The organism is Mesorhizobium sp. EU05-FHT14A09 (assembly GCF_058790995.1).
The window spans coordinates 1-25088 of record NZ_JBYTDF010000016.1 but is presented as its reverse complement, the minus strand read 5'-3'; the positions used below and the strand labels follow the sequence as shown (position 1 = coordinate 25088).

18 protein-coding genes are annotated in these 25088 nt (G+C 62.3%); 9 read left to right on the top strand and 9 right to left on the bottom strand.

All coding sequences use genetic code 11. From position 1 onward, the window contains the following. Nucleotides 1-50: 50 nt before the first annotated feature. Genes AC3WTO_RS30415 through AC3WTO_RS30405 form a run of 3 tightly spaced genes read right to left on the bottom strand, consistent with a single transcriptional unit; the run spans nucleotide 51 to nucleotide 2274 of the window. Nucleotides 51-434 carry a Zn-ribbon domain-containing OB-fold protein gene (locus tag AC3WTO_RS30415; protein WP_492464923.1) on the bottom strand — a complete coding sequence of 128 codons (384 nt, stop codon included), beginning with the start codon at nucleotides 432-434 and terminating at the stop codon, nucleotides 51-53. An 8-nt stretch (nucleotides 435-442) separates the two neighbouring features. Continuing rightward, nucleotides 443-1612, bottom strand: coding sequence for a thiolase family protein (locus AC3WTO_RS30410; RefSeq protein ID WP_492464922.1), 1170 nt, complete (start codon nucleotides 1610-1612; stop codon nucleotides 443-445). Then, nucleotides 1609-2274, bottom strand: coding sequence for a glutathione S-transferase (locus AC3WTO_RS30405; protein ID WP_492464986.1), 666 nt, complete (start codon nucleotides 2272-2274; stop codon nucleotides 1609-1611). Before AC3WTO_RS30405 ends, AC3WTO_RS30410 begins: the two co-directional genes overlap by 4 nt. A gap of 230 nt (nucleotides 2275-2504) precedes the next feature. On the opposite strand from AC3WTO_RS30405, the gene gcvA reads away from it, so the two are divergent. Beyond that, the gene (gene gcvA, locus AC3WTO_RS30400) at nucleotides 2505-3467 is read left to right on the top strand and encodes a transcriptional regulator GcvA (RefSeq protein ID WP_165358202.1); all 963 of its coding nucleotides are present in this window, start codon (nucleotides 2505-2507) and stop codon (nucleotides 3465-3467) included. Here the strand turns inward: gcvA and AC3WTO_RS30395 are convergent. The 5 genes from AC3WTO_RS30395 to AC3WTO_RS30375 are packed head-to-tail and all read right to left on the bottom strand — an operon-like array spanning nucleotide 3445 to nucleotide 8005. After that, nucleotides 3445-4605, bottom strand: a complete 1161-nt coding sequence (locus tag AC3WTO_RS30395; RefSeq protein ID WP_492464921.1) for a CaiB/BaiF CoA transferase family protein — start codon at nucleotides 4603-4605, stop codon at nucleotides 3445-3447. The two genes, gcvA and AC3WTO_RS30395, sit on opposite strands and share 23 nt — an antisense overlap. Next, the gene (locus tag AC3WTO_RS30390; RefSeq protein WP_492464920.1) at nucleotides 4602-5687 is read right to left on the bottom strand and encodes a CoA transferase; all 1086 of its coding nucleotides are present in this window, start codon (nucleotides 5685-5687) and stop codon (nucleotides 4602-4604) included. The genes AC3WTO_RS30395 and AC3WTO_RS30390 overlap by 4 nt, the downstream gene beginning before the upstream one ends. Continuing rightward, the gene (locus AC3WTO_RS30385) at nucleotides 5684-6415 is read right to left on the bottom strand and encodes a dienelactone hydrolase family protein (RefSeq protein ID WP_492464919.1); all 732 of its coding nucleotides are present in this window, start codon (nucleotides 6413-6415) and stop codon (nucleotides 5684-5686) included. Before AC3WTO_RS30385 ends, AC3WTO_RS30390 begins: the two co-directional genes overlap by 4 nt. Nucleotides 6416-6427: 12 nt before the next feature. Continuing rightward, a complete protein-coding gene (locus AC3WTO_RS30380; RefSeq protein WP_492464918.1) occupies nucleotides 6428-6835 on the bottom strand; it encodes a Zn-ribbon domain-containing OB-fold protein in 408 nt (135 codons plus the stop codon). A 3-nt stretch (nucleotides 6836-6838) separates the two neighbouring features. Continuing rightward, nucleotides 6839-8005: a thiolase family protein gene (locus tag AC3WTO_RS30375; protein ID WP_492464917.1), complete on the bottom strand. Its 1167-nt coding sequence runs from the start codon at nucleotides 8003-8005 to the stop codon at nucleotides 6839-6841. 293 nt (nucleotides 8006-8298) lie between these two features. Between AC3WTO_RS30375 and AC3WTO_RS30370 the strand changes: the two genes are divergently transcribed. From AC3WTO_RS30370 to AC3WTO_RS30340, 7 genes are all read left to right on the top strand, one after another. Then, complete coding sequence (locus AC3WTO_RS30370) at nucleotides 8299-9090, top strand: alpha/beta fold hydrolase (RefSeq protein WP_492464916.1); 792 nt, start codon at nucleotides 8299-8301, stop codon at nucleotides 9088-9090. 137 nt (nucleotides 9091-9227) lie between these two features. Further along, nucleotides 9228-10283 (top strand): ABC transporter substrate-binding protein, encoded by a 1056-nt coding sequence (locus AC3WTO_RS30365; RefSeq protein ID WP_492464915.1) that lies wholly within the window; start codon nucleotides 9228-9230, stop codon nucleotides 10281-10283. Then, a complete protein-coding gene (locus tag AC3WTO_RS30360) occupies nucleotides 10280-12034 on the top strand; it encodes an ABC transporter permease (RefSeq protein WP_492464914.1) in 1755 nt (584 codons plus the stop codon). Before AC3WTO_RS30365 ends, AC3WTO_RS30360 begins: the two co-directional genes overlap by 4 nt. Nucleotides 12035-12161: 127 nt before the next feature. After that, entirely contained in the window at nucleotides 12162-13025 is an 864-nt protein-coding gene (locus tag AC3WTO_RS30355; protein ID WP_492464913.1) for an HTD2 family dehydratase, read from the top strand. A 59-nt stretch (nucleotides 13026-13084) separates the two neighbouring features. Next, the gene (locus AC3WTO_RS30350; protein ID WP_492464912.1) at nucleotides 13085-14515 is read left to right on the top strand and encodes an aldehyde dehydrogenase family protein; all 1431 of its coding nucleotides are present in this window, start codon (nucleotides 13085-13087) and stop codon (nucleotides 14513-14515) included. Between the two features lie 114 nt (nucleotides 14516-14629). Further along, nucleotides 14630-15835, top strand: coding sequence for an MFS transporter (locus AC3WTO_RS30345; RefSeq protein ID WP_492464911.1), 1206 nt, complete (start codon nucleotides 14630-14632; stop codon nucleotides 15833-15835). A 158-nt stretch (nucleotides 15836-15993) separates the two neighbouring features. Continuing rightward, on the top strand, nucleotides 15994-16953 hold the full coding sequence (locus AC3WTO_RS30340) for an alpha/beta fold hydrolase (RefSeq protein WP_492464910.1): 960 nt from the start codon (nucleotides 15994-15996) through the stop codon (nucleotides 16951-16953). Nucleotides 16954-17059: 106 nt separating this feature from the next. Here AC3WTO_RS30340 and AC3WTO_RS30335 read toward each other — a convergent pair whose 3' ends face one another. Then, on the bottom strand, nucleotides 17060-18808 hold the full coding sequence (locus AC3WTO_RS30335) for a winged helix-turn-helix domain-containing protein (RefSeq protein WP_492464909.1): 1749 nt from the start codon (nucleotides 18806-18808) through the stop codon (nucleotides 17060-17062). Nucleotides 18809-19133: 325 nt separating this feature from the next. Between AC3WTO_RS30335 and AC3WTO_RS30330 the strand changes: the two genes are divergently transcribed. Further along, on the top strand, nucleotides 19134-25088 hold a 5955-nt coding region (locus AC3WTO_RS30330), incomplete at its 3' end, for a beta strand repeat-containing protein (protein ID WP_492464908.1).

Genomic DNA, 25088 nt, shown 5'->3' with positions numbered 1-25088 from the left:
TCAAGCGAGCTTTCGGCAAGCTTGCTTGAGAATTCATCGTGACGGCGTGCTCAGGCGAGCTTGAACATCGGCAGCACGTCGCCGTCGGGCTGCCGCTGGATAACAATCTCCACCGCCTTGCCGATGCGGATCGCTTCCAGGTCGCTGTCGACGATGTTGGTCATCATCGTCGGGCCTTCTTCCAGCGTCACATAGGCGATGGCGTAGGGTGGCTTGGCCTGGCGCATGATGCTGTAGGAATAGATCGTCCCCTGGCCACTGGCCTCCCGCCATTCGGTGTCGGCGCTGGTGCAGAATGGGCAGTGGGCACGCGGATACCAATGTGCCCGCCCGCAGCTGCGACAACCCTTGACCAGGAAACGGCTTTCCTCAAGCGCGGACCAGAACGGCTGGACTTCGGGGTGATGCGGTAGCGTGTTCGACAAAATGGACATGATGGTTCCTATTCGCGTTCCAGGATGAGGCTCGCCGAGCCGTGGCGCGTGCCAAGCAGGCCGCCGGTGCCGTGGGCCATGGCGAGATCGCAATTGGCGACCTGCACAGCGGGATGGGCTTCACCGCGCAACTGGCGCACCGCCTCGATGATCTTGGTCATGCCGCCGCGATGGTTGGGGTGGTTGTTGCAGAGGCCGCCGCCGTCAGTGTTGAACGGCAGCTTGCCGATGCCGGAGATCAGATTGCCGTCCGCGACGAAGCGGCCACCTTCGCCCTTCTTGCAGAAGCCGAGATCCTCCAGCTGGATGATCACGGTGATGGTGAAGCTGTCGTAGACGGAGACATATTTGATGTCGGCGGGGGTTAGCCTGGCTTCTTCGAAAGCAAGCGCGCCGCTGCGGGCTCCGCCGGAATAGGTCAGGTCGACATCGCCGCCGGCGAGATGCTTGATCGCTTCGGCAGCACCGCGCACCTTGACCAGTGGCCGCTTGAGGCTGCGTGCGATTTCGGGACGGGTGACGATGACCGCGCCGCCGCCATCGCTGATGACACAGCAATCCAGCCGGCGCAGTGGGTCGGCAATGACCGGCGAGTTCGCCACATCTTCGACGGTCACGACATCGCGCAGCATCGCATTCGGATTGTGCTGGGCATGATGCGAGGCGGCGACCTTGACCCAGGCCAGTTGCTCCGGCGTCGTTCCGAACTGGTGCATGTGCCGCATTGCGCACATCGCATAGGCGTTGAGCGTGGTCATGCCGAAAGGCTGTTCCCATGGAAAATCCGGCTGCACCGGGTTGTCGACGCGCTGAGGCGCACCCTTTTGCTGGCTTTCACTGCGTGGCCTGCCGGCCAGCGTGATCAGCGCGATGTTGCATTTGCCTGCGGCGATCGCCTGCGCCGCATGATTGACGTGCAGGATGTAAGAAGAGCCGCCGACATTTGTGGAATCGGCGTGGCGCACCTTGAGGTTCATGTATTCGACGAGCGACAACGGTCCTGTGCCCGGCGCATCACCGCCGCAGAAATAGCCATCGATGTCGTCCTTGCCGAGGCCGGCATCCGCGAGCGCTCCGAACGCGACCTCAGCATGGAGTTGCGGCAGCGATTTGTCGGGTGCCTTGCGGGTGGGATGTTCGTAGGCGCCGACGATGTAGGCTTGTCCGTTGATGCTCATGCTTTTCCTGCTTTTTCCTGTTTTCCGGCGCTGGCGGCGGCGGCCAACTCGTCGAAATAGGCCGTCGCGACGACCGATGGCCGCTGGCTGAGCGCCGCAAACCAGTTTGCCAATGAGGGGTAGGTGTCACGCCAGACAACGTCGGCCGACAGGCGGAAGTCGATATAAGAGAGGGCGGACACGATCGTGATCTGCGCCATGTCGAAGGGCGCGTCTATCATTGAGGTCGCTTCAGCTTCGAGATGCGCAAAGATCAGCGGCAGCTTCTCTCTCGATGCGGCGAGCCGTCGCTCCGAATGATCCGGCTGGCGCCGTGATTGTTCCGAAAGCAGATTCATGAGCACCGCGATCAGGCCGTCACCGAGCGCGACCCGGCGCATCATTGCGATTTCCGCCGCAATCTCGCGCGGGTGCAATTGGCCTTTGCCGAGCACGAGATCGAGGTAGCGGCAGATCACGTCTGAATCGTAGAGCGCCTCGCCGTCGTCGAGGATCAGCGTCGGGATCTGGCCCAGCGGATTGACCGAGAGCATGGTCGGGTTGGCTGCCAGGGCCGTGACGACCATCGGCTCCACGACAATATCGCGGATTGCTCCCGTTTCGTGAGCAACGATCAAGACCTTCCGCACATAAGGTGATCTGGAGGATCCGTAGAGTTTCATCTTTTTCATTTTTACGGCTCAGAAAAAATCAATCGCCAAATACATTTTCTGCAACGTCATCATCTTTGCCGTCGTTGCAAAATCATTCTTCCAGGGAGCATCGTGGTAGTTGATTAGCAAGCAAAATTGCGTCAACATCGCCAGAATTCATACGTCTAGACAAATCGAAATCGCGACAATGGTCAATTGACCATTCGGAATGTTCGAATGAGTATTTCTCAAGGATGAGCATGTCGAAACGTCTTCCTCCCCTCAACGCACTGCGCGCCTTCGAAGCCGCAGGCCGTCACGTCAGCTTTACCAAGGCCGCCGAAGAGCTTTTTGTAACGCCTGGCGCCATCAGCCGGCAGATCAAACTGCTCGAAGACGTGCTCGGCCTTGAACTGTTCGAGCGCACCAGCCGTGATCTTCGGATACCCGATGAGGCGCGAGAATATTCGATCGCGCTCGGCGATGCGTTCGAACAGATCAACCGGGCGACCAAGCGGCTGATGTCGGCGCACCGGGCACGTTCGCTGCGCATCCATTGCCCGATGACGTTCACGCTGCGCTGGCTGATGCCGCGCCTGCCGCTGTTCCACCGGCTTTATCCGACGCGCCAGATCCAGCTTACGACCACTCTTCTGCCGATGCCGGCCAACCTGCTCCATCTCGGCGATGCCGACGTGGTGATCCAGATGGGCAAGGGCGACTGGCCCGACCTGATTGCGCACAGGCTGGCCGACAGTGCGCTGGTGCCGGTCTGCAGCCAGGCTTACCTGTCCTCGATGGGCGGGACGATGGCGGTCGAAAAGCTGAACGAAGCGACGCTGTTGTGCTCGATGGCCCGGCCGGACGACTGGCGCGACTGGCTTGACGCCGCCGGAGGGCACGATATCGACGACCAGCGGGGCCTGCATTTCGAAAGCTCAAGCCTTGCCTATCAGGCGGCCATCGAAGGCATCGGCATTGCTATCGGCCAGATCTCGCTGATTGCCGGCGATCTCGTCGCCGGCCGTCTTGTCGCCCCGTTCGACTTCGTCCACGACAACGGCAATGCCTATTACCTGACCTATGCCAAGCAGTCGGAGAACGATTCCCGGTTGATGGAATTCCGCGACTGGATCATGGAGCAGGTGGTCGAGTTCGAGGCCTGGCTGGCGGAGTCGCAGGGACCTGCGGTGCTGGCTCTCAAGCCGAACCAAGCTCAATGACACCGGCCTTCGCCAGCGTTGCGATTTCTTCGGCGCTGTAGCCGGCGATCTCGCTCAGGATCGCTGCGGTGTTGGCGCCGATGCCGGGGGCAGGGCGCTCGATCGACAGCGGCGCTTCGTCGATCTGGAACGGAAAGCCTTTCACACGTTTGCCGTCGAAGCACTGGATGGCATGCGACCAGCTTTCGCCTTCGAGTTTCAGCATGCCGGCGCCGTCCTGGGATGGCGCTGCCGCCAGCCCGATTTCCTGAAATGATCGAGTTGCCGTTTCGCTGTCCAGCGCCGCGACATGAGCGACCAGCGCGCTTCGCAGTGCGGTATCGTCCAACTTGATGTTTCGGCCAAGCAATGTGCTCAAGGCATCGAGATCGGCAGCACGGACCGAGATGGCGATCCACGCCCCGTCCGCAGCCTGGAAGCAGTCCTGCAGCAGGAACGGCTCCTGCGCGTTTCCGCCGCGGCGGGTTTCTTCTCCCATCGAGGCGGCAACGAAAGTCTCGCCGATGAGGAAGGATGTCAGGTCGCGCTGCGACAGATCGAGATGCACGCCAGGGCCACCCTGGTGGATCGAGCGTAGAGCTGTGGTGATCATGCTGGCGGCAAAGATCGCTGCCACCTGGTCCGGATAATTCACGTCCCGCCCGCTGATCACCGGCGCATCGTCCTGATAGCCGGTTCCCCAGGCAAACCCTGCCACCGCTTCGAGCGTCGAGCCGTAGGAAACATGACTCGCGTCCGGCCCGGTCTCGCCCTGGCTGGAAACCGAGGCGAGGATGATGCGGTCGTTGACGGCGCGCAGCGCCTCGAATGAAAGCCCGAGCTTCGGCAGCACGCCGCGACGGAAGTTTTCGACCACCACATCGCTGCAAGCCACGAGCCGCAGCATGACCTCGCGGCCAGCGGGCTGCTTGAGGTCTATGCTGATCGCCTGCTTGTTGCGATTGGTGGCCCGAAACAGTGGTGGCATGTCGTCGTCGGCCTTGGCTTCACCGGTTGGCCACAACCGGAAAGGATCGCGGTAGGTCGGGGATTCGATCTTGATAACCTCGGCGCCGAGGTCGGCCAGGATCGCAGATGTCGCCGCACCAGCGGTGATGATGCCGAGGTCGAGGACACGGCAGCCTTTAAGTACACTCACGATATGCCGACCGCTGTTGCGACCGGCATGGCTCCGATCGTGTTGGAAAATGCAGAACCGTTCCACAGCACCGGCAGGCGCGGCGCAAAAATCGGGCCTTGCGCCTGGGACGGATGAGGCAATTCCTCGAACAGTGCGCGCGCTGCATTGTGTGGATCGCCCAGCGCCTCTTCGGGGGCCCATACCGGGCCGAGCGGGAGGCGGAACGACAGCGCTTCTTCATGCAACTGCCGGCGCGTGCGCGAAAGGAATGCGTGCTCGATGACCTGGGCGAGCTCGACGGCGTTCTCCAGGCGCCCCTGGCGTGTGGCGAACTTGTCCTGGCGGATCCGCTCATCCTTGACCATTGTGCACAGATGCGGCCAGTCCGGCTCCTGGTAGACCAGCGCGATCCAGCCGTCGGCACAACGCACGATGCGCCATTCGGCCGACGCACCGGAGCGCCCCGGTGGCGTTGGTGCATCCGGTTCCAGCGGAACGGCCTTCCAATTCAGCCAGACGACGATGTCCAGCAGGCTGGCGCGTATCGTCGCCGCACTGTCCGAGCCTGGTTCCCTGGCGAGGGAAGCGGAGAGACCGCAGAAGGCGGCGAGGGCGAGCGCATAGGCTTCCTGGTGACCAACCAGTTTCAAGGGCTGGCGATCGGCGTCGCCCACCATGTTCAGGAAGCCGCCCAGTGCCGCAACCGTGAATTCGGTTGCCGTGATGTCGGTTTCGGCATTTCTGCCGCCGAAAAGCGAAAGCAATGCGATCTTGTTCGGCAGATCATTGGCGGGGATCGAGCCATGGACCCGATGGTCGAGGATGGCGACATCGGCCTTGCGCAGGATGCCGGTCAGAAATGCATCGTCAAGGTTGCAATCGACCACCGACTTCCCTGCTGAAAGGAATCGCCGCAGGGCATCCGGGATGGCGGATGTCGCCTTGTCGGCAGGGGCATGATCTTCGACCTGGATCACCGTCGCGCCGAGGTCGGCGAAGATGCGCCCGGCCATCGCAGCCGCGAGCCGAAGCGCGCTGCCAGGCGGGCCGCCGACGGCCTCGACGACCGTCAACCCTTCATAGGGACGTGCAGGCTTCATTTCAGGGTGCGTTCCCACAGCTTGAACATCTTTGCCCAGGTGGCTTCTGCTGCCTGAGGCTGGTAGGCGCGTCCGGCGGTGAAGCAATAGCCATGGCGGCTGTCAGGGTGAATTTCGCTTTCGTGATTGCCGCCTGTTGCCTTGATCGCCTGTTCGATCGCGGCAATCGTTTCCGGCGGCGTCGCCGTGTCGGTCTCGGCGAAGCCGAAATAGAGTTCGCCTTTCACCTGCGACATCAGCTTGTGCGGAGAGCCGTCGTCTTCGGTGAAGAGACCGACGCCGTAGAGGGAAGCGGCCGATGCGAAACGATCGCCGAAATAGGCCGACAGCGACACCACGTAACGTCCGCTCATGCAGAAGCCGACGCAGGAAACCCTGTCGCTCCTGGCGTCCGCTTCACCGTCGAGATAGCCGAACAGGCCGGCGGTGTCCTCGTTTACGGTGTCGTTGTCGATGCTGCGCAGGCACGCGCCGACGACGGCCGACATGCGATCGTCCCGGCGCGGCAGGTCGAAACGCACCGTCCCCAGGCGATAGTAGAGATCGGGCAGGGCGCAGTAGTAGCCTTGGGCCGCGATGCGCCGGGCCATGTCCCGCAACTCCTCGCGAATGCCGGGTGCATCCATATAGAGGATGACGACGGGGTAGGGGCCGTCGCCTTCAGGACGGACCGTGAAAGTCGGCATCCGGCCGTGTTTGGTTACGACGAGTACTTCGTTTTCGCGCATCTTATCCTCGGGTCAGCTGTTGGTGTCCGCCGCTTTCAGCGTGAAAGCGTGCTGGGTTCTGTCGAGATGACGCCGGTAGGTTATCGATACCGGCCTGTCGATCCAGCTTCCTTGTGGCTCCTCGCCCACAAGATTGGAAACGACGATAGGCCCCTCGGCCAGCCGCACGGCAATGACATTGTAAGGCTGCGGAAAGTCCTCGAAATATTGCCGGTGAAAGACCACCCACGACAGGATGGTGCCTTCGCCGGAGATTTCGGTCCACTCGTAGTCCATCGAGTTGCATTCGGCGCAGATCGGTCCCGGCGGATAGCGGAAACGCTCGCAATGTGCACATCTCGGCAATGCCATTTTCTGGCGTTCCATACTGTCCCATAGGGGCAGGTCGTAAAGCGACAGGACGCGTTGGGAGTTTGCCATGGCTCAGTGTCCGTAGATGATCGAGACGGCCTTGCCGGCAACGTCGGAGCTGTAGTGGACGTGGCGACAGTCAGGCACTTGCCGCTCGCCGGCCTCGCCGCGCAGTTGCCGCACCGCTTCGATCTGGTGGTTCCAGCCCTGCATGTAGCTTTCCGACAGATGCCCCCCGCCAGTGTTCACCGGCAGGCCTTTGGCTAGCGAAATGCCATGCTCGCGCATGAATTTGCCGACTTCTCCGGTCCGGCAGTAGCCGTAGCCTTCCAGCGCCAATGGGATGTGCAGCGAAAAACTGTCGTAGATCTGCAGCGCATCCATGTCCGAGGGGCCGAGCGAGGCCATCGAAAACACCTGTTCGCCGACGGCCTGCTGCGCCGGTTGATAGAAGTCGGTCAGGCGGGGCTCGAGGCTGGTGGCGCCGGAGTTGAGATCGTGGCGCCCGATGCCGTGGATCGGCACGGGGGCACGGCCGATGCGCCTGGCCTTGCCGGCTTCTGCGATGATCAGGGCGACGCCGCCGTCGTTGATCAGGCAATAGTCGAACAGGTGCAGCGGCTCGCAGATGTAGGGCGAAGCGAGATAGTCCTCGACGGTGATCGGCTTGCGCATCAGCGCCTGCGGATTGCGTGACGCGGCCAGTCTCTGCGCGACGGCGACTTCGGCGAGTTCCGCCTCGCTCATGCCGCGCTCCTGCATGTAGCGCCGCGCCATCAAAGCGTAGAGCGCACCTTGTGAGGTGAAGCCCCATGGGGCGTGGTAAATGTAGGACAGGAAGGCCGAACCACCCTGTGCGTCGGCGCCGCCGTAATTCACCGCGGCCGAACGCTGGTCATTGCCGTAGACGAGGGCGACGACTTCGGCCTGGCCGGCGTGGATAGCCATGCAAGCTTCGAGAACGGCAAGCATCGCATCGGCCTGGCCGCCCCAGCGGACATCCAGCCCCAGCAACTCGCCAACGCGCTCATAGGCAACCGTCGGCCCGACGATCAGGCCATCGACATCCGCCCGGGATATGCCTGCGTCCGCAAGGGCAGCGACAAAGGCCTCGGCTGCGTAGCCATAAGAATCATGCGGCTTCTGGCCTGCTCTGACCCGGGCGTGATCCGCCGGCCAGTCTGTTTGGCCAATACCGATCACCGAAGCTGTCTTGGCAGCCATGCCGGCAAGTCTCATCACGCCTCCACGCCCGCGGCATTCGCACACCGCCGCATTCTGCTTTTCTGCACTGTCGTTCATGTTGCCCAAGGGACGGACAACTGCTGCCACAGTTCTTGGATGGGCCTTGGTCCGTCAACCGACTTAAGCGTAACGTTTGTTGAGCTATTCTCATCCAAGTGGTGGCGCCCATAGCAAAGCGGCCCTGGCTTAAAAGAACTCAACGGTTGGTCAGTTTCTATCGGTTGACGGTATGGGCAGCATGCCGTGCCCTGTCGCAAAGACCGGTTGCAGGAGGAGCAGGGGTGGGAATGCAGTGGATCGAGGCCAATGGCGCGCGCTTTCGTTATGAGCATCGGCAGCGCGATGCGGGCACGCTTGTCCTGGTGCATGAAATGGGCGGCCGACTCGAGAGTTTTGACGGGATAACGGCGGACCTCGGCGAGCGCTGGAGCATCCTTCGCTATGACCAGCGCGGCGCCGGGCAGTCTGACCGGATCGCCGGATCGCTGAGCCTGGATACGCCGGCTGCCGACCTTGCCGGCATTCTCGACGGGTTGGAAATCCCTGGACCGGTCGTCCTTGTCGGTGCGGCATTGGGGGCGTCCGTGGCGATACGGTTTGCCGCAAAATGGCCGCCGCGCGTGGCGGCACTCGTACTTCTTGCCCCCTCGACCGGTCTTATTCCTGGCAATTATGCCGCAACGATCGAGAAGATCGAACTGCTGGAGAAGAGCGCACGGGAGGGGACGCAGGCGCTGGCGAGCAATGGTGCGCCGCTGCCCGATCCGGCAAGCTCCGCTGCAACATGGCGCATGCTGATCGGCCTCGATCTGGCGGCCGATCTTGCGAGCCTGTCCTGTCCGACATTGGTGGCGGCGGGATCGCGCGATAGCTTCAGGCCGCCGGTCCATGTCGCGGAGATCGCGGCCCGGATTCCTGAAGCGCAATCGCTGGTTCTGGACACGGGCCATGTGATGGCGATCGAGACGCCGGATCTCGTCGCGGCAACGATCGCGACGTTTCTGCATGACATCGGTTTCGTGCCTGGCTCTGCAGAGTCGGCGCGGGCATCGGCATCGTCGGGCCGGGCTTCTAGTTGAGGATTCCTCACGGATGCGGTCTTTTTAGTCGTTTGACGATTGAGGGGCCCGGCAAGCAACATGCACCATCAGTGAGACTTGGCAGCAACCAAGCCACGCGGCTTGCCAAACAAGCCGGACACACAAGGGAGGACTCTTTGAACAATACCCGCCGCACTCTTTTGAGGCTGGTCGGAGCCACGCTGGCGCTGTCGCTGGCAGGTGCTCCGGCTTTTGCCGATCCGTCAAAGGAACTCATCGATGCCGCCAAGGCCGAGGGCCAGATGGTCTGGTACACGGGCCTGATCGTTCCGCAGGTCGTGCGCCCGCTGGCCGAGGGTTTCCAGAAGAAATACGGCATCGAGGTCAAGTATGCCACGACCGGCGATGCCGATACCGTGCTGAAGCTGACCAGCCAGGCGCGTGTCGGCAAGATGGAAGCCGATCTCTTCGATACGCCCGGCACCGCGATCGCTCCGCTCAGTGCCGCCAATCTGATCGAGCCGTACCAGCCGCTGGCGCTTGCTGACTACGACCCGATGTTCAAGCCGGCGTCCAAACTCTATTCGGGCATCTACACGCTGTTCCTGACCACGACCTACAACACCGATCTCGTTCCGGCCGACCAGGCGCCGAAGACCTACGAAGACCTGCTCGATCCGAAATGGAAGGGCAAGATGGTGTGGACCGATACGCGCGGCGTTTCGGGTCCTCCCGGCTTCATCGGCAACATCCTGCAGACGATGGGCGAAGAGAAGGGCATGGACTATCTGCGCAAGCTTTCCCAGCAGCAGATCGCCCGTGACCCGGGCAGCCAGCGTGTCGCGATCGACAAGGTGATCTCCGGTCAGTACGAGATCGGCGTGATGACCTACAACCATCATGCGGAGATCAGCAAGGCGAAGGGTGCGCCGATCGGCTGGGTGAAGATGGAGCCGCTGGTCGCCAATCTCGGCGCCATCGCCATCGTCAAGAACGCGCCGCATCCGAATGCCGCCAAGCTCTTCCTTGAATATCTGTTCTCCGAGGACGGCGCGCAGATCATCCGCGAAGCCAACTATCCGCCCGGCCATCCGAACGTGCAGGCCAAGATCCCCGCGATCAGCCCCAAGACCGGCAATTTCAAGTTCACCTTGCTGTCGCCTGAGGTTGCCTCGCAGGAAGCCGAGCCGCTCAAGACCTGGCTCAAGATCTATGACGAGCTGTTCAAATGACGGCCATCATTGATGGTTCCTCCCAGGACGCTCGGCCCCGGATTTCCGGGGCCGGGCGGCGTTACCGCGATCCGCTCTGGCTGCTGTCGCTGGTGATGGTGGTCATTGTCGGATGTCTCGTCCTGCCGCCTTTCATCGCGCTTGTGCGCAACAGCCTGTTCGAGATCATGCCCGATGGTTCGTCCGGCGCTTTCACGCTGGAGAATTTCGCGCGCCTCGCGGCCAACGGGCATTTCCTGCAGAGCACGATCAATTCCGTTATCTTCGCCTTGCTGTCGACCGTGCTGGCCATCCTGATGGGCGGTTCGCTGGCCTGGATCGTCGAGCGCACCAATGCGCCGTTTCGCGATCTCGCCTATCTGATGACGGTCGTATCGCTGAGCATTCCCGGCGTCATCTATGTACCGGCATGGCTGTTCTTCCTCGGACCGACTGGGCCCTTGAACGACCTCTACAGGCTGGCCGGCGGCAGTGGTCTGCTGTTCAATGTCAATTCCATGACGGGCATGGTCATCATCGAGGGCTTCGGCTGGATTCCGCTGACCTTCCTGCTCTTTGCCGCAAGCTTCCGCATGGCCAACGCCGAGCTCGAGGAGGCAGCCCGGATGAGCGGCGCCAATGTCTTCGAGATGATGCGCAGGGTCTCCATTCCGCTTGCCGCGCCAGCCGCCTTCGCGGCAGCGCTGTTCATCTTCATCCGCTCGTTGCAGGCTTTCGACATCCCGAAGCTGGTCGGTACCGGTGCCGGCATCAAGCTGCTGACGACCGACATCTATGACAGCATCCGCACCGTGCCGCCGCAGATCGGCTACGCCAGCGCTTTCTCTGTCGCTTTGACCATCGTCGTCGCCGGGCTGCTCTATCTCTACAGCCGCCTCGCGATGAATGCGTCGCGTTTCGCGACCGTGACCGGAAAGGGCTACAAGCCCCGACCGCTGGCCTTGGGCTGGGCGCGCTGGGTGTGTGGCGGCATCGTCCTGCTCAATGTGCTGATCGTGCTGGTGCTGCCGCTGCTGATGCTGCTCTGGGTCGCTGTCACGCCGTTCATCCGCCCGGTGCGCTGGTCGGCGTTTTCGTCGCTGACGGGCGACAACTTCGCTTTGGTGCTGACCGACGACCGTTACCTGGAACTTGTCACCAACACGCTGATCGTGTCGGCGTCGGCTGCCACGGTCACGATGCTGCTGATGGTCATCTGCGGCTGGCTGGTGGCCAGGCGGCGGGTCTATCACACGGCGCTCGACCAGATGATCGCGCTGCCCATGCTGATCCCGTCGATCGTGCTCAGCGTGGCGATGATGGATCTGGCGCTGCGTTCGCCGATCCCGCTCTATTCGACTCTGACCATTGTCGTCATCGCCTTCGTCGTGCACTACCTGCCGTTCGGCATGCGCTACACCTTCACCGGCTCACTGCAACTCCACAAGGAGCTGGAGGAATCGGCCGGTGTCTGTGGAGCGACGCCGCTCGGCATGCTGCGCCGCATCGTCGTGCCACTGCTGATGCCTTCGATCGTCGCCGGTTGGCTGTTCGTGTTCCTCAATGCATCGCGCGACCTGTCTACGGCGATCATCCTGGCTGGACCCGACACCAAGACCATCGCGGTGGCGATCTTCGACCAGGCCATCAACGGACAGTTCAGCGAGGTCGCGGCACTCGGCCTGCTGTGGTCGGCAATGATGAGCATCGTAGCGATGATCTTCTATTTCCTGGTGCAGCGTCGGTCCAATGGCGGTGGCATCTCGTTCTAAGACATCTCGTTCCAGGATGTTCGGCTGACCGCCAGCCGAACAACAAAAGCAGGCGACAACGTTCCGGCCATGCCGGCGGGAGCGCAGGATTTTGGGCGGCCCAATGGTGGGCCGCGGAGGCAGTGGCATGACGAGTTTTGCCGAGTGGATCGGCCGCAGAAGCGAGGAAGAGGATGTCGTGACGGAGCGGCTCGTCGACAGCTTTCGCGCCGTGTTCGATCCTCATCTTGCCGCCGTGCCTTCCGGTATCGCCCCGCTCGGCATTCACTGGTGCCTGGCGCCGTCGATTGCCCGCATGGGAGAACTTGGACCCGACGGTCATCCGATGAAGAACCGGGAACTGCCGCCGGTACCGGCGCCGCGCCGCATGTGGGCGGGTGGCTGGGTCGAAACCTTCGATCCGCTGCGTATCGGTGATCGCGTGCGGCGCGTCTCAACCATCGCCGATATTGCACGCAAGGATGGACGCTCAGGCGAATTGTGGTTCGTCGGCGTCGAGCGCGACTATGTGACGGAGCGCGGTGTTGCCGTCAGGGAACGGCACGATATCGTCTATCGGGAGGCGGCCAGGCAGTCGTCTCGCACCGCGGAACGGCTGGCACAGGACGAAGTGGAAATAGCAAGGCGCTCGAGCCGAGATTGGTCGGTGGCGACGTCACCGACCCTGTTGTTTCGATATTCCGCCATCACCTTCAACGGGCATCGCATCCACTACGACCTTCCCTATGCCGTCGAAACCGAGGGCTATGAGGGCCTGGTCGTGCATGCGCCGATCCAGGCGACATTGCTTCTCAACCTGGCAACGGAGGATGCAGGTGTTCCGCGTCGTTTCGTCTACCGCGGCGTGTCGCCTGCCATTGTCGGGCACAAACTCACCGCGCGCGCGGGTGCCGGCAAGGAGCGCGACAGCCTCTGGATCGAGGGGCCATCCGGTCGCGTGTCCATGACGGCCAGCGCCGTGGGCCGTTTCGATTTAACCGGGCCGGCATAACCCGCTTCACCTTGGCCGGAATGACCAGGGTCGAGGCAGAACAAGCACTGGAGGAAACCATGTCTCATGATCTGCAGTTCTACATCGACGGCGCCTGGGTCGATCCGGTCGAGCCGAGGCGGCTGGATGTCATCGATCCCTCGAGCGAGGAGGCTTTCGCTGAAATTTCGCTCGGCTCGAAGGCGGATGTCGACAAGGCCGTGGCGGCCGCGAAACGGGCCTTTGCGAGCTATGGCTTCACCAGCGTGGCGGAGCGGCTCGATCTCCTGGATCGCATCATCGACGTCTACAAGAAGCGCAGCCGGGATCTCGCGCTCGTCGTCTCGCGCGAGATGGGGGCTCCGAGCGAGTTCTCGCTGGAATGGCAGGTCGGCATCGGCCTTGCGCATCTGAAGAAGACGGCCGAGGTGCTGCGCGACTATCCGTTCCGACAGGCGAAGGGCCGGCAGATGGTGGTGCGCGAACCGATCGGTGTCGCCGGGCTCATCACGCCCTGGAACTGGCCGCTCAACCAGATCACCTGCAAGGTCGGACCGGCGCTGGCCGTAGGCTGCACCATGGTGCTGAAGCCGAGCGAGGTCGCGCCGCTCGACGCGATCATCTTTGCTGAAATCCTCGACGAGGCCGGCGTGCCCAAGGGCGTGTTCAATCTCGTCAATGGCGATGGCCCGACTGTCGGCCAGGCGTTGGCCAATCACCCCGACGTCGACATGATGTCGTTCACCGGCTCGACCCGTGCCGGCATCCTGGTGGCGAAGGCGGCGGCGGATACGGTCAAGCGGGTCAGCCAGGAACTCGGCGGCAAGTCGGCGAACATTCTCCTGCCCGACGTCGATTTTTCGGTTGCCGTGGAGAAGGGCGTCGCCGGCTGTTTCGGCAACAGCGGTCAATCCTGCAACGCGCCGACCCGCATGTTCGTGCCGCGTGACCGGCATGACGAAGTCGCCTCCATCGCGAAGGCGGCGGCGGCGAAATTCACGGTGGGACCGGCCAATGCGCCCGACATCGATCTCGGGCCGGTGGTCAGCCAGATCCAGTTCGACAAGATCCAGGACCTGATCCAGAGCGGCATCGATGAAGGCGCCACGCTTCTGACCGGTGGCCCGGGTCGTCCAGCGGGCTTGAACCGCGGCTATTTCGTGCGCCCGACGGTGTTTGCGGATGTCTCGCCCGATATGCGCATATCGCGAGAGGAGATCTTCGGGCCGGTGCTGTCGATCCTGCCTTACGACAGCGTTGACCACGCGGTCGAACTGGCCAACGACACGGTCTACGGACTCGCCTCCTACATCCAGTCGAAGGATATCGAGACCGCCCGCAAGGTTGCGGCCCGCATGCGCACCGGCAATGTCCATATCAACTACCCGGCCTGGGACGCTGCCATGCCGTTTGGCGGCTACAAGCAGTCCGGCAACGGCCGCGAATATGCCGAATACGGTCTGGAGGATTTCCTCGAGATCAAGGGCATCGCCGGTTACGAAGCCGCCTGACGCAAGCAGTCTCCGGCGCCAGGAAAACTCCTGGCGCCGATCGATCGATGCCATTCCAACAGAGCACCTCGCGTACGGCAAGTTGTCGATCCTGCTGCCCGCGCGACTACCGTCATGCACCTCAACGCACTCAACAGCACAAGTTTTCGCCTCTATCTCGCGGCGAATTTCGTCTCGGTAACCGGCATCTGGGTCAACCGTGTCGTTATCGGCTGGTTCAGCTGGACGCTGACGCAATCCGCTGCCTGGGTCGGCATCGTCTCATTCCTGCTGTTTGCACCGACTCTGTTTGCCGGTCCGTTCTTCGGTGTGCTGGCCGACCGCGTCGACATCAAACGCGGCGCCCTGACCACCCAGGCACTGCTCGGCATCCTCATGCTGGCACTTGGTGCCCTGTTCATGCTTGGCGTGCTCGACATATGGATGCTGAGCGTTCTCGCGCTGCTGTTCGGCCTTACCTCGAGCGCCAACACGCCGATCCGGCTGACACTGGTGCCGCTGATCGTCTCACGCGAGGCGCTCTCCAACGCCATCACACTGATCTCCATCAACTTCAACGCCGCGCGTCTGGTCGGTCCCGCCGTCGGCGGCCTGCTTCTGGAGAAGACGGATCCCGGTGGAACGATCGCCGCTGCAATCCTGATGACCTTGCCGATGCTGGCGGCATTGGCCTTTCTTCGACCACGGACACGGGAAGGTGACAGCGCACCTCAGGAGGGGATAACCAGCCAACTGGTCGAAGCATCACGCCATATCTGGGCGAACGGCTGGCTGATCCAGGCGATGACGATCACCACCATCACCGCGCTGGTGCCGCGCGGGCTGCTGGAAGTGCTACCGGCGGTCGCCGACGGCATGTACAAGCGCGGCGCAAGCGGGTTGGGGCAGATACTTTCCGCTGTTGGCACCGGCGCGCTGCTCGCTGGAATCTCGATCACGCTGCGCAAGCGCAAGACGCAACATCTGGAAGAATTGCAGCGCAGCTATATCTGGATGGCCGCCGGTACAGCGGCAGTGGTGGCCATGGGGCTGATTCAGAACTGGTTCGTTGCGCTCAGCCTGGCCGCGGTGATGGGGGCGTCGGGCACATTCACCGCGATCGCGGCACAATCCGTCATGCAGATCGAAACACCCGACGCTTATCGCGGCACCACGATAGGGCTCTGGCTTTTCGCCAGCATCGGCGGCAACGCGCTGGGGGCACTGGCCTTCGGCAGCATGGCGGATGCCGTGAGCATGCCGGTGACCCTGCTTGTGCTGGGGGCGGCCGGTGTTGGTGCCGCCATGGTCGCATGGCTGCTGGCCGCACGCTCCTGGTAGCCGGCGTCCCATCAGCAGGTTTCGTCACATGGCCTTGCGAATTAGTTGTTTGACGATTCAGCCCAATCTTTCGACCATCGCGCCGTTCAGAAAGAGACCCGAGCCAGCGAAGCGGATTGAAGCGCCGCCACGGATGGGTACGTTCAGAGGAGGGAGAAATGCAGTCTGACAATTCCGGGGGCGTCATCAGCCGCCGCACGGCCTTCAAGGCGGCCTTGTTGGGGGCCGCGGCATCAGCGGTGGCCATGCAGCCATATGCGGCCGTGGCCGCAACCGAGAGCAAGGAAGACCCGGGCGTCGTACCGACACCCTTGCCGAAGCAGAAAGCGCAGAAGGAGGGATTGCTCGACGTCGGCGATGGTCATTCGATCTGGTATTTCGACACGGGCGGTGACGGCGAAGCGATCGTTCTGCTGCATGCCGGCACCGGCAGTGGTGCTGTCTGGGGCTATCAGCAACCGGTGTTCTCGGATGCCGGTTACCGCGTGATCGGCTATTCCCGCCGTGGCAGACTGAATTCGAAGCTGGGTGATCCCGAAAAGCCAGGCGTGGGCTCCGAGGATCTGCTCAAGCTGATCGACCATCTCGGCCTCAAGAAGGTGCATCTCGTCGGCACAGCGGCCGGCGGCATGGTGGCCACCGACTTCACCGTTTCACATGAGGACCGGGTCCAGTCGCTGGTGCTCGTCAACACCATCGTCGGCGTCACCAATGATGACTATCGCGCCATCTACAAACTGATCTACCCGGAAGGGTTCGACGATCTGGCCGGCGATTTCAAGGAGCTCAGCCCGTCCTATCGCCATCTGGATCCGCAGGGGCATGCGGCATGGCTCAAGCTGGAGCATAAGGCCAAGATCGGCGAGATGAAAGGGCAGGCCTATGCCAACAAGGTGGTCTGGGACCATCTTGCCGCCTGGAAGCTACCGGTGTTGGTGATGACCGGCGATGCCGATCTCTACACGCCGCCGTCGATGATGCGCATCCAGCACAGCCGCATCCCCGGCGCAGAGAAGTTCGTCGTTCCGGAATGCGGGCACTCAGCCTATTGGGAGCGTCCGGAAATCTTCAACCGCGTCGTGCTCGACTTCGTCAAGCGCAACGGTGCGACGCGCTGACGTCGCCAATCTGAGCGCAGGGTCATGGCCCTGCGCTCAAGCTTCGAGGCTAGAGCATTTCCGGCGAAACAGGATCGCCTTCGATGCGCACTTTCCCGGAATTGTTCTAGTTCTTCGGAAGTCCGACATCGACCATTGTTTGCACGATGCCCTTGCTGGCTTCGACAAAAGTCGGGCTGGCGTTGCGCTCCGGTGGCAGCACGTTGATGGCGTTCGAATTCAACCGCAGCGCCATTCCCTTGGCCAAGGCAGCCTTTGCCTCATCGGGGCGGCCGGCGCGCTGCAGCGCCGCGGCCAGCAGCAGATAAGGACGCCCTGATGCAGGCGTGATGGCAATGGACTTCTTGATCCACTCCACGGCCTCGTCATTGTTGCCGAGCATGAGATGTGCCCAGCCAATGCCGATCTTCCAGGTCCAGCGAGAGACCGCAGGAGTGTCGAAAGCATCTGCCTGTCTGAATGTGGCAAGCGCGTCCTCGGTACGGCCGAGCTGGATCTGCGTCAGGCCCAGCTGGTAGAGCGCACCACCATTCCATGGATCGAGGTTCAGCACACGGGCGCAGGCGACCAGGCTTTCGACGAAGTTGTTGGTGGCGGTGAGGAAACGGCAGTAAGCTTCCATACCGGGCAGATATCGTGGTTTTGCCTGCAGTGCCCGCTCCAGCAGCGATCGGGCTCTCGATTCTGCCGCCGTCATCTCGACGGGATTGTACCAGACCATCTGGATTCCACGCGTCTGCAGTGCGGCAAGCGTGACCTGCAGGTCGACATTGTCTGGTTCGGCCGTCAGCCCGTTTTCCAGCATCGCCTGTGCGGTGGCAAAACGTTCGCGCGTCGTCTGGTTGATCGAAGCGAGTGCCTGCTCGACGACAACCTTGGCGTTGTCGGCAGGTGTATTGAGCGCGATCCCTCGGGTGTCGGGATAGAGCGATGCGTTGATGCGCAGCGCGAGTTCATGACCGAGACCGGCCGCGAGCCTTATCTGCTGGACGTTCAGTTCGGTGTTCTCCGAACTGACCGATACTGATGTCGACCATTTCACTTCACCGGTCGCGGTATCGGTGAGGCGGGCTTCCAACGTCCAGGCATTGGCGTTCCGCTCCAGCTCGCCATTCACCAGGAAATCGGCATCCGCGACAGTGGCGGACACGCCGGCCAGCAACGCCGTCGCGGGCCTTGTTCGGGATGAAACCACCCGGATCGTATCGACCCTGGCCAAGCCATCGCTCAAGCGCTCCGCCACGTTCCCGGCGACCGCCAGCGATTCAGCATCGTCACCCGTCGTGGCGAATGGCATCACCATCACCACGGGCAGCTTACGCGCAAAAATCAGATTGGGTGCGATGGCTGGCGCCGCGACGGCAAATCCGATCACTGCGCAAAAACTGACGACAAGCGTTGCCCAGCCGCGCAAGCCACGGAAGAAGCGCCGTTCTGCCTGCGGTGTCGCATGCGTCGCAGCGGTGACTGGAGTTGTCCTGGCATCCTGCGATGCGGCGTCCGGGGCAGGCGTTTCCGATTCTCTCTGTGCGGCGAAATCAGCGGACGCGCCCGTCACTTCAGCCTCGAACAGGTAACCGCGACCGGAAACGACCTTGATGAGGCTGCGCTCCTCGTCACCGAGCGCGGTCCTGATTTCGCGGATGCATTGGAACAGGCTGTCTTCGCCGACATGGATGTTCGGCCAGATCGCCTCCATCAGTTCCTGCTTGCTGACGACACGGCCGGCATTGGCTGCAAACAGGTGCAGCATGTCGAACGATTTCGGCCGCAGCCTTATCGGGCTGCCACCGGCGTCGCGCAACTCGGCACGTCGTTGATCAAGCTCGAAGCCGGCGAACCGGAGCACATCCATCTCCATCTTTCGCAGCCGTGCCGCGTATCGTTCAGATATCAGAAAATCTTCAGAAAGTCTTCGCCGCCGCTTCAGGACGGCCCCGCGCTTCCAATGAGATGAAAGGTCCGGGATGCCGTTTCAGGGCAGGGCTCGTTGTGCGGGGAAGTCATTTTGAAATCAAGGATGTGGAGGGCGAACTCGGCCGATCGGAACGCTGGTTTGCCTGTCTCTCCCAGGAAAATCCCGCCGTTGCAGCCTCCGACTTTTTTCGGGGGCATCCGCCGCGCGTGACGCGCTGGCCGCACCTCTCCAATTCCACCGCCAAAGTATGCGGAGCATTTTCGTGATTTCTGAGAAGAAGAGCCTGACGCAGACCAACCGGCTTGCGGTCCGGTCCGTTGTCGTCCGTGTGGCGCTGCTGGCTGCCTCGGTGGCGCCTTTGGCATTGGTGGTCGCTACGACATCCTCCTTCGCACAGAGCACTGGTACAGATGGCGGCAGAGGACAGGATGCTCCGACCACAACCACTGCAGGAGCAGGAGGAGGTGCCGGCCAGTCCGGAAATGGTGTCGTGACTGGCACTGGCGGCGGGGCCGGAGGCACCGGAGGCGGTGGCATTCTGGGTGGTGGTGCTGGCGGCTCTGATTCCGGTGGCGGCGGTGGTGCAGGCAGAGGGCCTGGCGGTGCCGGCGGTGGCGGTGGTGGTGCCGGCGGCGCCGGGCTCTCCCTTACCGATCCTGCAATGGCAATTGTCTCGGGCAATACAGCAGGCGGTACTGGCGGCGGCGGCGGACATGCCCGAGCCAGCGGAGCGTTGACCATCAATGGGGGCGGTGGCGGTGGCGGTGGTGGTAGCGGTCTCTACATGAGCGGCGCCAATGCCGGTATCGGAGTCAACATCCTGGACGGGGTCTCGGTAACCGGCGGCAACGGTGGCGCTGGTGGTATGGGCAATGGCTTCACCCCCAATGACAGGATCACGGACGGCGGCGGCGGCGGCAATGGCATCACCGTTAACAGCACTCTCGGCGCTACAATCATCAATGCCGGCACCATCTCTGGAGGTCTTGGTGGCGCTGGCGGCTTTGGTGCGGGATTTCAGCTTCCCAGGGGACGAGCCGGTGTAGGCATTGTCGGTCACGACATTAAACTGACCAACACCAGCACAGGCACCATCAAGGGTGGTGACGGCACCGTCAACGCAATTACCATCACGGGCGGTACAAACAGCATCCACAACGAAGGTTCGATCAACGGCGCGATCGAACTGGCCGGTGGCACAACGGAAATGTCCGGCATCTACAGCGGCGCTCTCCGGATCAACGGCGGTGTTACGCTTACCCTGGGCGCCGCGGGCTGGGCGACGGACTTTTCCAGTCTCTACAATGCCGGGGGCACGATCACCGTTGACGATGAAAACCTGTTGTCCGCCTGGGTGATCACCAACGGCGGCACGATCAACTTGATTGCCCGTGCAGCTCTCCTCGGCCTTGGTAATGCCTTCGACAACAACGGGATCATCAATGTCGGCGCTGGCGGTTCGGTGTCGAACGACGGCGCCATCAACAACAACGCCGGCGGCGTTATCAATTTCAAAGGCCCAACTGGTTTAGCGAACCTTTCCCCGGGGTCCGGCCCCGTCAACAACAGCGGTGAGATCAACGTTCTCGGCGGTGACGTCACGGTACTGCAGAGCGCCGTCAACAACCAGGGCACCAACGGCCTGGTGTCGCTTACCGGCGGCAACATGATCGGCGTGTCCACGTTCACCAATTCCGGTACGGCCACACTGAGCGTTGACGCCGGCCGCAAACTCAGCGTGGGGAGCCTTGTCTTCAACGGGGGCACCATCTCGGGCACCGGCACGATCGAGGCTACCAGCATTTTCAACCTCGTTGGTGCGGGCACGATCGGCGCGACGCTTGCCGGCAGCGCCAGCCTGAGCAAGAGTGGCCCTCCCGGGCTGACAATTCTCACGGGCAACAACACCTATACCGGCGGAACCACCCTGAATGGTGCGGGTGAACTGCAGCTCGGTATCGCGGGCACTGCCGGCTCCATCCGGGGCGCGGTGACGGTCAACAATGGCACCTTCAGCGTGGTGAACGCCGACACCACAGACATCACCCGGATCACGAACAAGAAGACCACGAATTTCTACAACGGCACCAGCGCGGGCGGTGCCATTATCGACAACACCGGCGAATTCTATTTCCACAACACCAGCACCGCCGGCGGCAGCACGATCACCAACGGCCAGTTTCTGGAGTTCCACGACACCAGCACCGCTGGCGGCAGCAGGATCACCAACAGCAAGTATCTCGATTTTTTCAACGGCAGCCGGGCAGGCAATGCCATCATAAACAATTCTGGCGACGTGCTGAATTTCCACGACACAAGTTCAGCCGACCATGCCCGCATCACCAACGATACCGCGACCTATTTCTACGGAACCAGTACTGCTGATAGTGCCGATATCACCAACAACGGTACTTTGGGATTCCTCGGGTCCAGTGGAGCTGGCAGCGCCAAGATCAGCAACAACGGCACCGTGCGCTTCGAGGCCAACACCAATGCCGGTGCAGCCCAGTTCATCAACGGCACCAGCGGTACAGTCGATTTTTCGGCTTCGGCCGGCACCGCCGGCGACAAAAAACTTACCGCCGGCTCGATCGCTGGCGGTGGTTCCTATCTGCTCGGCGTCAACGAGTTGACCGTTGGCTCCAACGACCTCTCGACTGAAGTCAGCGGAACGATCAGCGGTACCGGCGGTTCGCTGGTCAAGGCCGGTAATGGCACGCTTATACTCTCGGGCACCAGTACCTATACCGGGGGGACAAAGGTCTCCAGCGGCGCGCTGCGCGGCGGCGCGTCCAACGCGTTTTCGTCCACCGGGGCGTTCAGTGTCGCCGGCGGCGCGACCATCGATCTCGGCGGGTTCAATCAGGAGATCAGCTCGCTGACCGGCGATGGGGTTGTGACCAACACCGGAATTTCCGACGCGACATTGACCGTCGGTCGCGACAACAGTTCGACCGTCTTCAACGGCACGATCCAGGATGACGTTGCTGGCTCTCCGACCCTGGCACTTAGCAAGGTTGGCACCGGCACGCTGACGCTGACCGGCACCAGCAGCCATCGTGGTGGCACGACAGTCAACGGCGGCACATTGCAGCTTGGCACGACAGGTGCCGGTGCCATTGCGGGCAAGATCACCGGGTCCGTCGACGTGGCCGCGGGAGGCAGCTTTGACATCGTCAACATCGACGCAAGCAGTGCGCTGTCCATAACCAGCAGCGGCACCACGAATTTCCGTAACGCCACAAGTGCCGGTGGCAGCAGCAATACCATCAGGATCAATGCCGGCACGCTGAATTTCTACGACACGGCCACAGGCGGGTCTGCCGAGATCAACAACAGCAGCGGCATCCTCAACTTCAACGACAGTTCCAAGGCCGCAAGCGCCGACATCTTCAACCTGCAGATGGTCAACTTCACCGGCGACAGCTCGGCGGACCGGGCTCATATCCGCAACATGTCGGCCATGTCTTTCAAAGACCGTAGCACGGCCGGCGGAGCGCGGATCGAGAGCGACGGTGTCACGACTTTTGCAGACAACAGCACTGCAAGCACCGCTGTCATCACTGCCCGGGGAACAGTGGAGTTCAAAGGTAACAGCACTGCAGAAAACGCGACCATCACGGTCAACTCCGGCGGCTCGATCAAATTCCATGATACCAGCAGCGGTGGCAGCGGGCGTTTTGCCATCGAGGATGGCGGCAGTTTCCATATTGGAGATCTGACCTCGGCCGGCACGACCGTCGGTTCGATCGAAGGTGCGGGCACCTATTATCTAGGCTCCAAGAAACTGACGGTCGGCTCCAACAATCTGTCGACGGAGGTCAGTGGGACGATCAACGACGGATCCGCTGGCACTGGTGGCTCTCTGGCCAAGATCGGCACCGGCACGCTGACACTTTCCGGCGACAACACCTATACCGGTGGCACCTCGTTTGGAGGCGGCGTCGTGCAGGCTTCGAGGGACGCCAATTTCGGCGATGCCTCCGGCGCCTTGGCCTTCGACGGCGGTGCGCTGAAGCTGGGAGCGTCGTTCAACCTTGCTGCCACGCGCCAGATCGCTCTCAACGGCGGTGGCGGCACGATCGATACCGACACTTTCGACACCGCCATTTCGCAAGGCATCACCGGCGGCGGCGGCCTGACCAAGATCGGTGCGGGATCTCTGACACTCACTGGCACCAGCACCTATTCGGGTGCTACGACGGTAAGTGGCGGCAAGCTGCTGGTGAACGGCTCGATCGCATCGTCGAACGTGACCGTCGATGCCGGTGCCACTATCGGCGGCAACGGCACGATCGGCAACACCGTCGTCAACGGTACGCTGTCGGCCGGCAACAGTCCGGGCACGCTGACGGTCGCCGGCGACCTGACGCTGGGGGCAGGTTCGACCAGCCTGTTCGAACTCGGTGCGCCGGGGACCGTCGGCGGTCCGCTCAACGATCTCGTCCATGTCACCGGCAACCTGACGCTGGGCGGCACCTTGCTGACGCCGGGTGCTGTCTCCGGCTACTACCGGCTGTTCAATGTCGATGGCTCCGTCTTCGGCAGCTATTCGAGCCTGCCGGCCAGCGCCACCATCCAGACTGCAATCCCGCATCAGGTCAACCTGTTCATCCAGAACGGCAACCAGATCGTGCAGTTCTGGGATAGCGCCGATGCTGTCGGCAACGGCACTGTCGATGGTGGCGCCGGCACCTGGAGTGCCGGCGGCACCAACTGGACCGGCGCTCCGGGCGCCGCCAACTTCAACGACCAGTGGCGTGGCTCGGTTGCCGTGTTCACCGGCACCGGCGGACTGGTGACGGTCAGCGGACCAGTCGGCTTCGAAGGCATCCAGTTCACCAGCGATGGCTACAAGCTTGACGGCGGCAACCTGACGCTCACCGGTGACAGCGCCAACAACAGCTCGGCAAGCTTCATCACAGTCACCGGTGTTGACACCACGGCCGAGATCGCTTCGGCACTCACCGGCGCCGCCGGCATCGGGCTCGACAAGTTCGGCAGCGGCACGCTGATCCTTTCAGGCGTCAACAGCTATACGGGTGCCACCACGATCAAGGGCGGTACGCTGGCGCTGAAGGGCAGCGGCAGCATTGCAAACTCCAGCGTCGTGACGGTCGAGAACGGCATCTTCGACATTTCCGGCGCGGGATCTTCCTCTCTGATCACAAGCCTTGCCGGGACATCTTCCGGATCGGTCGAGCTTGGTGGTAACAGATTGGTCGTCACCAATGGCTCGACCGATTTCGCCGGCGCGATCAAGAGCACCGGTGGCCTGGAAATCGCCGGCGGCACGCAGATCCTGTCGGGCATCAACACCTACACCGGCCCGACCCAGATCGATGGCGGTGCCACGCTGGCGCTCAAGGGGAACGGATCGATCGCAAGCTCCGCCTATGTCGGCTTTCTGTCCAACGGTACGCTCGATATTTCGCAGACGAGCGCAGGTGCGCGTGTTGCCGGCCTGTTCAGCGCGACGGGCAGCGGCGTCGTGGCACTCGGTTCGAAGACCCTGGTCATCACCAATGGTTCCCTGTTCGGTGGCTCGATCCGTGATGGCGGCATCGGCGGCGGTACGGGTGGCAACCTGGTGATCGCCAATGGCGCGGAGCAGATGTTCTCGGGCATCAACATGTTCACCGGCTCGACGACGATCGAGCAGGGCGGCACTTTGCAGCTCTCCGGCGACGGCAGCTTGTATGCTTCCTCCGGCGTCATCGCCAATGGCGTCTTTGATATTTCCGACCAGAGCACCGGATCGGGGCCGGGCATCAAGTCGCTGACCGGCAACGGCCAAGTCTATCTCGGCGGTAGAAACCTCGGCATCGCCAATGCGAACGGCACCTTCTCCGGAATTATTAGCGACTGCGGGACGACAGGCAGCGACTGCTTCAAAGGTTCTGCCGGCGGTTCGATCACATTGAGCGGCGGCACGCTGACCTTGAGCGGTGCCAACACCTACACCGGCGGCACCACAGTAGGGTATTTTGGCGCTCCCGGCAGCACCAAGCTCATCGTGACCAACGACCATGCGGTCGGCAGTGGCCGTGTGTTGCTGAACGACGCTGGTGTGTTCCAGGCTGGAGCGGATGGCCTGACGTTTGCCAACCGCTTCGAGGTCAGCCCGAGCTATGGCACGGTCGACACCAATGGCCACACCATGACCATTGCCGGTGTGATCGCCGATGCGACCGATCCCGGTTCGCTGCACAAGATC

Bases quoted from the DNA above. Each gene is read 5' to 3' on its own strand.
- AC3WTO_RS30340 (WP_492464910.1), top strand. From the start codon at position 15,994: ATGCAGTCTGACAATTCCGGGGGCGTCATCAGCCGCCGCACGGCCTTC.
- AC3WTO_RS30385 (WP_492464919.1), bottom strand. From the start codon at position 6,415: ATGCGCGAAAACGAAGTACTCGTCGTAACCAAACACGGCCGGATGCCG.
- AC3WTO_RS30360 (WP_492464914.1), top strand. From the start codon at position 10,280: ATGACGGCCATCATTGATGGTTCCTCCCAGGACGCTCGGCCCCGGATT.
- AC3WTO_RS30415 (WP_492464923.1), bottom strand. From the start codon at position 434: ATGTCCATTTTGTCGAACACGCTACCGCATCACCCCGAAGTCCAGCCG.
- AC3WTO_RS30335 (WP_492464909.1), bottom strand. From the start codon at position 18,808: ATGGATGTGCTCCGGTTCGCCGGCTTCGAGCTTGATCAACGACGTGCC.
- AC3WTO_RS30345 (WP_492464911.1), top strand. From the start codon at position 14,630: ATGCACCTCAACGCACTCAACAGCACAAGTTTTCGCCTCTATCTCGCG.
- gcvA (WP_165358202.1), top strand. From the start codon at position 2,505: ATGTCGAAACGTCTTCCTCCCCTCAACGCACTGCGCGCCTTCGAAGCC.
- AC3WTO_RS30370 (WP_492464916.1), top strand. From the start codon at position 8,299: ATGCAGTGGATCGAGGCCAATGGCGCGCGCTTTCGTTATGAGCATCGG.
- AC3WTO_RS30350 (WP_492464912.1), top strand. From the start codon at position 13,085: ATGTCTCATGATCTGCAGTTCTACATCGACGGCGCCTGGGTCGATCCG.
- AC3WTO_RS30380 (WP_492464918.1), bottom strand. From the start codon at position 6,835: ATGGCAAACTCCCAACGCGTCCTGTCGCTTTACGACCTGCCCCTATGG.
- AC3WTO_RS30390 (WP_492464920.1), bottom strand. From the start codon at position 5,687: ATGAAGCCTGCACGTCCCTATGAAGGGTTGACGGTCGTCGAGGCCGTC.
- AC3WTO_RS30375 (WP_492464917.1), bottom strand. From the start codon at position 8,005: ATGAGACTTGCCGGCATGGCTGCCAAGACAGCTTCGGTGATCGGTATT.
- AC3WTO_RS30405 (WP_492464986.1), bottom strand. From the start codon at position 2,274: ATGAAACTCTACGGATCCTCCAGATCACCTTATGTGCGGAAGGTCTTG.
- AC3WTO_RS30355 (WP_492464913.1), top strand. From the start codon at position 12,162: ATGACGAGTTTTGCCGAGTGGATCGGCCGCAGAAGCGAGGAAGAGGAT.
- AC3WTO_RS30410 (WP_492464922.1), bottom strand. From the start codon at position 1,612: ATGAGCATCAACGGACAAGCCTACATCGTCGGCGCCTACGAACATCCC.